This window comes from Pseudomonas sp. TWP3-2 (genome assembly GCF_049897765.1).
Taxonomy (GTDB): domain Bacteria; phylum Pseudomonadota; class Gammaproteobacteria; order Pseudomonadales; family Pseudomonadaceae; genus Aquipseudomonas.
The window spans coordinates 96,183-109,390 of record NZ_JAFCWW010000013.1; the positions used below are offsets into that span (position 1 = coordinate 96,183).

The 13,208-nt window shown below is 63.5% G+C and carries 3 protein-coding genes; all 3 read left to right on the forward strand.

The features are described 5' to 3' along the window. Positions 1 to 313 precede the first annotated feature (313 nt). The 3 genes from ACP7EE_RS19240 (at position 314) to mnmH (ending at position 13,124) form a co-directional block, all read left to right on the forward strand. Positions 314 to 10,837, forward strand: a complete 10,524-nt coding sequence (locus ACP7EE_RS19240) for an autotransporter-associated beta strand repeat-containing protein (RefSeq protein WP_426235920.1) — start codon at positions 314 to 316, stop codon at positions 10,835 to 10,837. 149 nt (positions 10,838 to 10,986) lie between these two features. After that, positions 10,987 to 12,021, forward strand: a complete 1,035-nt coding sequence (gene selD, locus ACP7EE_RS19245) for a selenide, water dikinase SelD (RefSeq protein WP_426235922.1) — start codon at positions 10,987 to 10,989, stop codon at positions 12,019 to 12,021. After that, entirely contained in the window at positions 12,021 to 13,124 is a 1,104-nt protein-coding gene (gene mnmH, locus ACP7EE_RS19250) for a tRNA 2-selenouridine(34) synthase MnmH (RefSeq protein ID WP_426235924.1), read from the forward strand. The genes selD and mnmH overlap by 1 nt, the downstream gene beginning before the upstream one ends. The last annotated feature ends 84 nt before the right edge of the window (positions 13,125 to 13,208 follow it).

Genomic DNA, 13,208 nt, shown 5'->3' on the forward strand with positions numbered 1-13,208 from the left:
AGCTGGCTTGCCAGCGATGGCGGTGTGTCAGCCAGCAAATGTTTTTCTGACGGTCCGCTATCGCTGGCGAGCCAGCTCCCACAGGGTTCAGTGTGTGTCGAGATGCGTGTATTCATTGGGCGAAACCCGCGTTGCAGAGACCTCTAGCACCAAAGTATTAACACCATCTTTTCCTGCCCCATCGCGGGGCGTCTACTAGCGTGTGTCTGGAATGAGACGGTTATCTGATGACCGTCATACGCTTGATTCGCGTGTTGATGTGCCTGCCGACGCACGCCTTCAAGGATGAAATTGGCCACGAAAGGAGTTGCCCGTGGAAGCAAGGTTTGGTGTTGCCCTCGTCTCGCGCTTTTCCCCACTTTCCCTTGCTGTGCACCTGAGCGTCGCCGGACTGTTGTTCGGCGGGATGAGCACTCCGGCCCTGGCCACGTGCTCCACGATCGGCTCGACGGTGACCTGTACCGGCGTGCCGAGCCTGCCGCTGTTTCTGAACAACTTCAACAGCGCCACTAACGGGTTGACGGTCAACGTCAACGCCGGCGCGCAGATGAACGCCACGCTCGGCGGCCGCGTGATGAACCTCACTGGTGTCAACATCACGCTGAATAACTCCGGCACCCTTGACCCGGCGCTGCTGGGTCTGGTCTCGGTGTTGAGCGGCGGGGCGTTCATCGGCACTGGCGCGACGAGTACCGTCAGCGTGCTGAACAACGCCAGTGGCATCATTCGCGGCACCGGCATGTTGCTCGGCCTCAACCTGACCAGCCTCGACGGCCTGGGTGTTGCCGTGAACAACGCGGCGGCCGGCACCACCAGCATCATCAACAACGGCACCATCACCTCCACCGGGCTGTCGATCGGCGGGATCACCCTGGCCGATACGCCGGTGGTCGGTGTCTACGGTGGTTCGCAAGTCAACATGACCAACAGCAGCACCGGCGTAATCAATGGCCGGGTCGCCTTCGAAACCTCGGCGGCGGGCAATACCTTTACCAACGCCGGCTCGATCACCGGCAGTGTGTCGATGGGCACGGCGAGCACCAACACTTTTACGGCAGTGACCGGTTCCTCGGTCAACGTTGGCGACGGCATACAGGTCAGTGTCGGCCTCGGCGGCCTGATCGGTATCAACCTGACCTTCGCCCCCACCGGAACGATCGATGGCGGTGCCGGTGGCACCAACAGCCTGATTCTGCAAAATACCCTGGGCGTCGGCGGCGGTACGACCGGTGCGGGTACGGCGTCGAGTGCCAGCTACGTCAACTTCAACAATCTCACTCTCAACAGCGGCACCTGGACCTTGCAGGGGCCGTTGGTCAGCGGCGCGACCACGCTCAATGGCGGTGTTGCGCTATTCAACAACAACGCCACGTTCGGCAGTGGTGTGCTGACGTCCAATGGCGGGATTTTGCAGGCCAGTAATGCCGGTTTGAACCTCGCCAACCTGATCAGTCTTGGCGCAAGCGGTCTGACAGTGCAGGGCGCCAACGCCACAACCTTCAGTGGCGTGTTGTCGGGCAGCGGCGGCCTGACCAAGACCGGCACCGGCCAGTTGAACCTCAGCGCGGCCAATACCTACACCGGCGATACCTCGCTCAATGGCGGTACGGTGCAATTGGGCAACAACCTCGCGCTGAGCACCGGCACGCTCAACTTCACCGGCGCCACCAGTCTGTCGGCACCGGGCACCATCAATCTGAGCAACGCGATCAGCCTTGGCGGCACGATGACCGCCACCGGCGCCGGTGCACTGACCCTTGGCGGCTTGATCACGGGCAGCAGCGGCATCACCAAGACCGGCAGCGGCAGCCTGACCCTCAGCGGCGCCAACAGCGGTTACACCGGCACCACCACCCTGAGCGCCGGCAGCTTGCTGGTGACCAACAACAACTCGCTGGGTAGCGGCGCGCTGACTACAGCCGCGGGTACCAGTCTCGACAGCACCACAAACGTGACGCTCGCCAATAACATCGGGATGACCGGCACCCTCAACGTGCTCGGCAGCAATGCTCTGATCCTGGGCGGCATACTGTCCGGCACTGGCGCGATTACAAAATCCGGCAGCGCCGACCTGACCCTGTCCGGCAGCAACACCAACAGCGGCACCACCGCCCTCAATGGCGGCACCTTGTTCGTCGGCAGCAACACCGCGCTCGGCACAGGCGCCTTGAACGCGGCGGCCGGCACCACGCTGGATGCGACTGCAGCAGTCACCTTGGCCAACGCCTTAGCGTTAGCGGCGGATCTGACCATCGGCGGTACGCAGGCGCTAGGTTTGGGCGGGGTGATCAGCGGTGCGGGCAACCTGATCAAAAATGGCACCGCGAACCTGTCCCTCAGCGGCAATAACACTTTCTCCGGCGGTACGGCGCTGAATACGGGCACGCTGATCGTTGGCTCCAACACCGCGCTGGGCACCGGCGCATTGACCACCGCCGCGGGCACAATGCTGGACGCCAGCACCGCAGTTGCGCTGACCAACGCCGTCAGTCTCGGCGGCAACCTGAACATCGGCGGCAGCGCCAACCTGACCCTTGGCGGCATTGTCAGTGGCAGTGGCGGCTTGACCAAAAATGGCGCGGCCAACCTGATCCTCAGCGGCGCCAACACGTTCCTCGGGGCGGTCGCGCTGAACGCGGGTACCATCACCGCGGGCGCCAACGCTGCGCTGGGCAGTGGCAACATCACCGTTGGCGGCGCCGCGACGCTCGACAGCAGCGCGGCGGTGACGCTGAACAACGACGTCATCCTCAACAATGCGCTGAGCATTGGCGGCAGCAATGGCCTGACCCTCGGCGGTGTGCTCAGTGGCACCAGCCAATTGCTCAAAAATGGCGCAGCCAACCTGACCCTCAACGGCGCCAACACCTTCAGCGGCGGCACCACGCTGAACGCCGGCAGCCTGACGGTCGGCAACGGCGCGGCGCTCGGCACTGGCGCACTGACTGTTGCCGGGGCGAGCACCCTCAACAACAGTTCGGCGCTGACACTGAACAATGCGATCACCCTTAACGCCAACCTCACCGCCGGCGGCGCCAACGCGCTGACCCTCGGCGGCGTGATCAGTGGTGGCAACGGTCTGATCAAGACCGGCGCGTCGAGCCTGACGCTCAATGGCAATAACACCAACACCGGCACCACCACGCTGAACGCCGGTTCGCTGATCGTCGGCTCCAACACCGCGCTGGGCACTGGCGCGCTGAACGCAGCCAACGGCACCACACTGGACGCCAATACCGCTGCAACCCTGGCCAATAACCTCAACCTCGGCGGCACCCTGACCGTCGGCGGAACCAATACGCTGACCCTCGGTGGCGTGGTCGCCGGGATCGGTGGACTGACCAAAAACGGCGCCGCCGACCTGACCCTCAACGGCGCCAACACCTATTTCGGTAACACTGCACTGAACACCGGCAAACTGACCGTGGGCAGCAACACCGCACTGGGTGCCGGGACGTTGAACGCAGCAGCCAACACCACGCTGGACGCCAACACCGCGGTAAGCCTGAACAACGCGGTAGCCTTGGCCGGTGCACTGAATATCGGCGGCAGCGCCAATCTGACTCTGACCGGTCTGGTCAGCGGCGCTGGCAGTCTGGTGAAAGACGGTGCGGCGAATCTGATTCTCAACGCCGCCAACAACTACCTCGGCGGCACCACCCTCAACGCCGGCACTCTGACTGTCGGCAACAGTTCGGCGCTGGGCAGTGGGGCGTTGACCGTCGCCGGCGCCGCGACGCTGGACAGCAATTCACCACTGGTTTCGCTGAACAACGGCGTAGCGCTGAATGCCGCGCTGACGGTTGGCGGTACGCAAAACCTGACGCTCGGTGGCGTTACCAGCGGCACTGGCCAGTTGATCAAGAATGGCGCGGCCAACCTGACGCTTAACGGCAACAACACCGTCAGCGGCGGCACCACGCTCAACGCCGGTACGCTGACCCTGGGCAATGCCAACGGCTTGGGCAGTGGCGCGCTGATCGTCGGCGGCGCGGCGACACTGGATAACAACGCTGCGTTCGGCATCGGCAACGCGCTTACCTTGAACGCCGGGCTGACGGTCGCGGGCAACAACGACCTGAGCCTCAACGGCATCATCGACGGCGCCGGCAACCTGACCAAAAACGGTCTGTCAGACCTGACTCTGGCCGGCACCAACACCTTCACTGGCGCGCTGAACATCGTCTCTGGCAGCGTCACCACTCTTAACACCAATGCGCTGGGTAGCACCTCGGGTGTGAACATCAGCGCGGGTGCCGGGCTTAATCTGGGCAGCGACGCCAGCCTCGGCGCACTGACCGGCAGCGGCAGTGTGCAACTCACCGGCAGCAATTCCCTGACCGTCGGCGGCGTCAACAGCACCAGCACTTTCGACGGCGACCTCAGTGGTAGCGGCGGCCTGATCAAGGTCGGCACCGGCACCCTGAACCTGACCGGAATTAACGGCATCACCGGCAACACTGCAATCAACGGCGGTACGCTGGATCTCAGCGGTTCACTGGCCAGCGCGCAGGTCAACGTCAATACCGGCGGTACGCTGACCGGGACCGGCTCGGCGCTCGGGGCCGTCAACGTCAACAGCGGCGGGCATCTGGCGTTGTCGTCGGGCAATCAACTGTCGGCCGGTGCGCTGACCCTCGCGGCCGGCAGCAATGTCGATGTGGCGCTGGGCACACCGTCGACCACCTCGCTGATGAACGTCGGCGGCAACCTCACGCTCAACGGTAATCTCAACGTCACCGATGCCGGCGGTTTCGGCGTCGGTGTGTACCGCCTGTTCAACTACACCGGTGCACTGACCAATCTGGGGCTGGATGTCGCCAGCGTGCCGGTCGGCTACGGCCTTGGCGATTTGATCGTGCAGACCGGCGTGGCCAATCAGATCAACATTCAAGTCTCGGCGCCGAACGTCAACATTCGTTACTGGGACGGCAGCCAGACCATTGCCAACGGCGTCGTCGATGGCGGCAGCGGCACCTGGAATGCGGTCGGCACCAACTGGACCGACGCCAACGGTCTGGTCAATCAGCCATGGGCCGGCGACTTCGCGGTGTTCCAGGGCACGGCGGGCACCGTGACGGTCAACGGCACGCAGCTGTTCACCGGCCTGCAATTTCTCACCGATGGCTACAACCTGGTCAACGGTACGGCGGGGCAACTTACCGCTGTCAACGGCACTGGCGGGACTACGGCGGTGCGGGTCGATCCGGGCGTAACCGCGACCATCGGCGTCAATATCGACGGCGGCGGCATTCTCAATAAACTCGACACCGGCACCCTGGTACTCAACGGCGCCAACAGCTACAGCGGCGGCACGCAACTGGATGGCGGCAAGATTGTCGTTGGCAGCAACACCGCGCTCGGCAGCGGCACGCTGATTGCCAATGCCGGTACGCAACTGGACAGCAACAGCGCGGTGACCCTCGCTAACGCAGCAACGCTAAACGGCAACCTGACCGTGGTCGGCAGCAATGCGCTGACCCTCAACGGGGTGATCGGCGGCACGGGTGGCTTGATCAAAACCGGCGCAGCCAACCTGACCCTCGGCGGCAATAACGCCTTCCTCGGGCCGGTGGCGTTGAATGCCGGCGGATTGATTCTGGCGTCGAACTCGGCGCTCGGTTCCGGCACTCTGAACGCGGCGGGCGGTACCACGCTCGATGCGAACACCGCAGTGGCGGTGAACAACGCAGTCAATCTGGCGGGCAATCTCGGCATTGGCGGCACGGCGAATCTGACGCTTGCCGGCACGATCAATGGCGCCGGCAGCCTGACCAAGAACGGCGCAGCCAGCCTGACCCTGAGCGGCAACAACAACTTCCTCGGCGGCACCACGCTGAATGCCGGCACCCTGACCGTCGGCAGCAACTCCGCACTGGGTCTGGGCAACCTCACCGTGGCCGGCGCTTCATCGCTGGACAGCAGCAGTGGGCTGAGCCTGGGCAATAACGTGGTGCTCAACGCCAACCTGAGCAACACCGGCAGCAGCGACCTGACCCTCGCCGGTATCGTCAGTGGGGCGGGCGGGTTGATCAAGAACGGCGCGTCGAACCTGACGCTCAACGGCGTCAACACCTTCACCGGTGGCACTACGCTCAACGCCGGTACGCTGACCCTCGGCAGCGGCGCCGCGCTGGGTTCCGGCGCAGTGACCGTGGCCGGTGCCTCGACCCTCGACAACAGCTCGCCGCTGGTGCTCGCCAACAACCTCAACGTCAATGCCAATCTGACACTGGCCGGCAACAACAACCTGACCCTCGGCGGCGTGATTGCCGGGGCAGGGACCTTGACTAAAAACGGTCTGGCCGACCTGACGTTGAGCGGCAACAACACCTTCGGCGGCACCTTCGATGTGTTGTCCGGCAGCCTTACCACCCTGAGCGGTACAGCGCTGGGCAACAACGCCACCGTCAGCCTCGCCAGCGGTGCGGCGCTCAACCTCGGCGCATCCGGCAGCCTCGCCAGCCTGACCGGCAGCGGCACCGCGCTGATCGGTACCGGCAATACGCTGAGCCTCGGCGGCGGCAACGCCAGCAGCACTTTCGCCGGCATTCTCAGCGGTGACGGCGGGTTGAGCAAACTTGGCAGCGGCATTCTGACCCTGAGCGGCATCAGTGATTTGACCGGCGACACCAACGTCAACGCTGGCACCTTGCAGGTCAACGGTTCGCTGGCCAGCGCCAACGTGCTGGTCAACAGCGGCGGCACCCTCGGCGGCAGCGGCACCTTGAGCGGCGCGGTCAACGTGGCCGATGGCGGTCATCTGGCGGGTGCCACTGGCAGCACTTTGTCGGTGGGCTCGCTGGTGTTCAACGGCAACTCGAATTTCGACGTCGGCCTCGGCACACCGGTCTCGGGTGGTGGCAACGCACTGGTGAATGTCGGCGGTAACCTGACCCTCGACGGCACTCTGAACGTCAGTGATATCGGCGGTTTCGGCAGCGGCGTGTATCGCCTGCTCAACTACACCGGCGGCCTGACCGACAACGGCATGCTGATCGGCACGGTACCGGGCAGCGTCACCCCGGGCGATCTGACACTGCAAACCGCACTGGCTAATCAGATCAATCTGCTGGTAACTGCACCGGGGGTTACCGTGCAATTCTGGGACGGCAATCAACTGGTGGCCAACGGCTCGGTGGAGGGCGGCAGCGGTACATGGGGCGCTGGCACCACCAACTGGACCGACGTCAACGGCACGACCAATCAGGCCTGGACCAATAACTTCGCGGTATTCCAGGGCACGTCGGGCACGGTCACCGTCAACGGCGCGCAAACCATCACCGGCATGCAATTCGTCACCGATGGCTACAGCTTGCAGAACGGCACGGCCGGTTCGTTGAATCTGGTCAATGGTTCGATGGGCAACGCCTCGGTGCGGGTCGATCCGAACGCCACCGCGACCATTGGCGTCGCGCTTAACGGCACCGGCACTCTGGGCAAATATGACACCGGCACGTTGGTGCTGAACGCCGCCAACGGCTACAGCGGCGGCACCGCGCTGAATGGCGGCAAGATCGTGGTCGGCAACAATGCGGCGCTTGGCACTGGCGTATTGACCGCCGCCGATGGCACTGCGCTGGACAGCAACGCCGCCGTCAGCCTGGCCAACGCTGTGGTTCTCAATGGTGGCTTGAGCGTCACCGGCTCCAACGCCTTGACCCTCGGCGGTGTAGTCAGTGGCACTGGCAGTCTGATCAAGACCGGCGCCGCCAATCTGACCCTCAGCGGCAGCAACACTTATAGCGGCGGCACCCAGCTCAGCGGCGGCACGCTGACGCTGGGCAATAACAGCGCAATCAGCAGCGGCGCACTCAGCGTGCTCGGCAACGGCACCCTCGACAGCGCCTCGGCACTGCAACTGTCGAATGCGATCAACCTGGGTGCACAACTGACCCTCGCCGGTAACCAGAACACCACACTGATCGGCGCGATCAGCGGCAACGGCAGCCTGCTGAAAAACGGTACGGGCGATCTGCTGCTCAGCGGCGCCAACACCTACAGCGGCGGCACCACGCTGAACGGCGGCAGTACGCAGGGCGATACCAGCAGCCTGCAAGGCGCAATCGTCAACAACGCGGCGCTGACCTTCGCGCAAAACACTGACGGCAGCTACACCGGCAACCTCACCGGCGCCGGCACCTTGAACAAAACCGGCACTGGCGCGTTACTGCTGACCGGCAACAACAGCTTCACCGGCACCACCGACGTGCAGGCCGGTACGCTCAACGTCAATGGCGTGCTCAATAGTGCCAACGTCAATGTGGCCAGCGGGGCGAAACTCGGCGGCAGCGGTCAACTCGGCGGCGCGGTGCAACTGGCCGATGGCGCGACCCTGCTCGGTGGCGGCGCGGCCACGCCGTTGTCGGTCGGTTCGCTGGCGTTGTCTTCGGGCACCAATCTGGACTTCAGCCTCGGCTCTGCCGCAAGTTCGACCACGCTGTTCAATGTCGCCGGCAACCTGACCCTCGACGGCACGCTGAACATCAGCAACGCCGGCGGCTTCGGCACCGGGGTCTATCAACTGTTCAGCTACGGCGGCAGCCTGACTGACAACGGCCTGGTCTACGGCAGCCTACCGGTCTCGGCGGCCAACCTGTCGTTGCAAACTGCGATTGCCAACCAGGTCAACTTGCTGGTGCAAAATGCTCCGGGTGAAGTGCAGTTCTGGAACGGTGGCAAAACCAATCCGGACGGCAGCATCGGTGGCGGCAGCGGCGTGTGGGGGCCGGGTACCAACTGGACCGATCCGACCGGCACCCAGGCGCTGGGTTCGAACGGTCAGTTCGCAGTGTTCGGCGGGCAGGGCGGCACCGTCACGGTGGTCGGCAACCAGAGCTTCACCGGCCTGCAATTCCTCGCCAGTGGTTACAGCCTGGTACCGGGTGCTGGCGGTACGCTGACCCCGGTCAACGGCCCGGACGGCAGTCTGGCGCCAGTGCGGGTGAATGCTGGCGGCACTGCGGAAATTTCCGCGCCGCTCGTGGGCACTGGCGGAATCGAAAAACTCGACTCCGGCACCCTGGTCCTGAGCGGTGCTAACACCTACAGCGGTGGCACCACGGTCAGTGGCGGTACGCTGGTCGGTAATACCAGCAGTCTGCAAGGCAACATTCTCAACAATGCTTCGCTGTTGTTCGTGCAGAACTTCAATGGTCAATTCAACGGTTCGCTCCGCGGTCTGGGGGCGATGCTCAAACGCGGTACCGGCACCTTGCTGTTGACTGGCGATCAGCCGTTCAGCGGCACCGTCGCCGTCGATCAAGGCGTGCTGCAAGTCGGCAGTCGTTCTGCACGCGCTTCGTTGGGCGGGCAAGTCACTGTGGCCAACGGCGCCGGGTTGAGCGGTAACGGCAGCGTCGGCTCGCTGGTCAACCACGGCATGGTCACCTCGGGTGCCGAGGCCGGCACCTTGAGTGTCGCCGGTAACCTGACCAATGCCTCCGACGGTGTACTGGCGCTGACCGTCAGCTCACCAACCGCCACGCCATTGGCAGTCGGCGGCACGGCAACCCTGGGCGGCGGTCTGCAAGTCAACAGCCTCGCGCCATTCACCGGCAACACTGTCTACTCGCTGATCACTGCCGGCGGCGGTGTGGTCGGAACGTTCAGCGCGGCGGATCTGCCGCAGTACGCGTTCCTCGACTCGGCGCTGGCGTATGACGCCAATGCGGTGAACCTGGTGGTCAGTCGCAACGGCAACTCATTTGCCGACGTCGCTGCCACCGGCAACCAGAGCAATACCGCGTCGGCGTTGTCGCGTAACGGCGCGGCGGGTGCAGGGTTGCAGAATGAAATCATCAACCTGAGCGTGGCCGGTGCACGCAATGCCTTCGACAGCCTGTCCGGGGAGATTCATGCGAGTACTGCCAGTGCGATGCTTGAGGATTCGCGCTACGTGCGCGACGCGGTGAATGATCGTATGCGTCAACCGTCGTGCAGCGCCGCGGATGATCCACGCCGTGCCTTGGCGCCAAGCGAAAATCAGCTGAGCAGCAACGGCTGCCACGGCGAAATGGTCGGCTGGGCGCGCGCACTTGGTGCATGGGGCGAGTCGGACGGCGACAGCAACAGCGCGCAACTCGATCACAACCTGAGCGGCTTCATGCTCGGCACCGACAAGCAGCTCGACGATCAATGGCGCGTGGGCATGGCCGCTGGCTACACCCGCAGCGATCTCGATGCACACGAGCGTCGTTCGGATGCCACGGTCGAAAGCTACCACTTGGCGGCGTACCTCAACTCGCAGTTCGATGCACTGGCGGTGCGCCTCGGCGCGGCTTACAGCTGGCACGACATCGAGACCAAACGCGACGTCAGCGTCGGCGCCTACAACGATCGACTGGAGGCCAATTACGATGCGCGTAGCGCCCAGGTATTCGGCGAAGTCGGTTACACCATCGAAGCCGCCGGCATCGCGCTGGAACCGTTCGCCGGTCTCGCCTACGTCAACTACGACAGCGACAAAGCCAAGGAGAAGGGCGGCGTAGGGCGCCTGAAAGCCGAAGCCGATCAGGACATCACCTTTTCGACCCTCGGTGTGCGCGCCGGCAAAGTCATCACCCTGGCCAACGGCGGGCAATTCACCCCGCGCGCGTCGCTCGGCTGGCGGCATGCGTTCGGCGACACCAAACCCGACGCCGACCTGAGCTTCATCGACGGCGGCGCCGCGTTCAGCACCCAAGGTGTGCCAATCGCCAAGGACAGCGCAGTGGTCGAGGCGGGCGTGGACTTCCAGGTCAGCCCGACCGGCAAACTCGGCATCGGCTACTCGGGCCAACTGTCGGACGAAAGCAACGACCATGCGATGACCATCAGCTTTAGCCTCGGCTTTTGAGAACAGGAGCGGAGAACAGGAACGGAATACAGGAGCGAAGGACCTTGACCGCCCGTAAGGGCGGTTTTTTTTGATCAGAATTCCTCGAAACATTTCTTCCCAAGGCCTCTGCTAAAATCCGCCGCATTCCCCTTCAGAGACTGCCCCCCATGAGCGAACCGATTCGTCTGACCCAGTACAGCCACGGCGCCGGTTGCGGCTGCAAGATTTCGCCGCAGGTGCTGGAGGTGATTCTGGCTGGCAGCGGGGCGCAGAATCTTGATCCGAAACTGTGGGTGGGCAATGCCTCTCGTGATGACGCGGCGGTGTATGAGATCGATGCCGAGCGCGGAGTGGTTTCGACCACCGACTTTTTCATGCCGATTGTCGACGATCCATACGATTTCGGCCGGATCGCCGCGACCAATGCGATCAGCGATATCTACGCCATGGGCGGTGATCCGTTGATGGCGATTGCCATACTCGGTTGGCCAGTGAATGTGCTGGCGCCGGAAGTGGCGCGCGAAGTGATTCGCGGCGGGCGCGCGGTGTGTGATGAAGCGGGAATTACCTTGGCCGGCGGGCACTCGATCGATGCGCCGGAGCCGATTTTCGGCCTGGCCGTGACCGGACTGGTGGAAAAGCGCCACATGAAACGCAACGACACCGCCACCGCCGGTTGCCTGCTGTACCTGACCAAGCCGCTGGGCATCGGCATCCTCACCACCGCGGAGAAGAAGGGCAAGTTGCGTCCGTCCGACGTCGGCGTAGCCCGCGACTGGATGTGTACGCTGAACAAACCCGGCAGCCGCTTCGGCAAGCTTGCCGGCGTCACGGCGATGACCGACGTCACCGGTTTCGGCTTGCTCGGGCATCTGGTGGAAATGGCCGATGGCAGCAAGCTCACCGCGCGCATTACTTATGAGCGCGTGCCGCGTCTGGCCAGCATCGAGTACTACCTCGATCAGGGTTGCGTGCCCGGTGGCACCTTGCGCAACTTCGACAGCTATTCGAGCAAGGTCGGCCGCGTGCAGGAGCTGCACAAACGCGTGCTGTGCGACCCGCAAACCAGTGGCGGCCTGTTGATTGCCGTGACTCCCGAGGGCGATGCCGAATTCCTCGCGGTCGCCGCCGAACTCGGTTTGAAACTTGAGCCAATCGGCGAACTGGTTGAGCGACAGAGCAATGCGGTCGAGGTGATTTAATGTCCGTCGACTGCACCGATTACCGCGACATCTTCCTCAACAACCGGCCGTTGATGGACGCACGTGCGCCGATCGAGTTTCACAAAGGCGCGTTCCCCGGCGTGGTCAATCTGCCGCTGATGAACGACAGCGAACGCCAGCGGATCGGCACTTGCTACAAACAGCACGGCCAGCAAGCAGCCATTGAGTTGGGCCATCAACTGGTGTCCGGCGCGGTCAAGGCTGAACGCATCCAGGCCTGGGCAGATTTTGCCCGGGCGCATCCGGATGGTTTGCTGTATTGCTTTCGCGGCGGCTTGCGCTCGCAGATCACCCAGCAATGGCTGCGCGACGAGGCCGGCATCAGCTACCCCCGCGTTGGCGGTGGCTACAAAGCCATGCGTACTTTCCTGATCGATACCCTTCAAGACGCGGTCGCTCAGTGTGATTTCGTGTTGCTCGGTGGCATGACCGGCACCGGCAAAACCGAGGCGCTGGTGCAATTGCGCAACGCTGTGGATCTGGAAGGACATGCCAATCACCGAGGCTCCAGTTTCGGCAAACGCGCCACGGGTCAGCCATCTAACATCGACTTCGAAAATCGTCTGGCGATCGACTTCCTGAAGAAACGTGCCAGCGGCATCGAGCAGTTTGTGCTGGAAGACGAGAGCCGGGTGGTCGGCAGTTGTGCGTTGCCGTTGCCGCTGTATCAGGGCATGCAGCAATACCCGATGGTTTGGCTGGAAGACAGTTTTGCGGATCGGGTAGAGCGGATCCTGCGCGATTACGTGGTCGATCTGGCTGCCGAGTTCAGCGCGGTGCATGGCGAAGAAGGCTTTGTGCTGTTCTCGGAACGGCTGTTGGCGAGCCTGAACAATGTGCAGAAACGCCTGGGCGGCGAGCGCCATCGGCGGTTGTTGATTCTGATGGAAGATGCGCTGGCGGAGCAGGGGCGTAGCGGGGCGGTGGATCTGCATCGCAGCTGGATCGAGGGGTTGCTGCGCGAGTATTACGATCCGATGTATGCGTTTCAGCGGGAGAAGAAAGGCGGGCGGATCGAGTTTGCGGGGGAGCGGGGGGCGGTTATTGAATATTTGCGGGAGCGGGTGAGTCGGAGAGATTGATGGTGGTTTTGCTGGCCTCATCGCTGGCAAGTCGAATCGTCGCACCGCAGCTCCCACAGTGGATTACAGTGTGTCGACAATCCC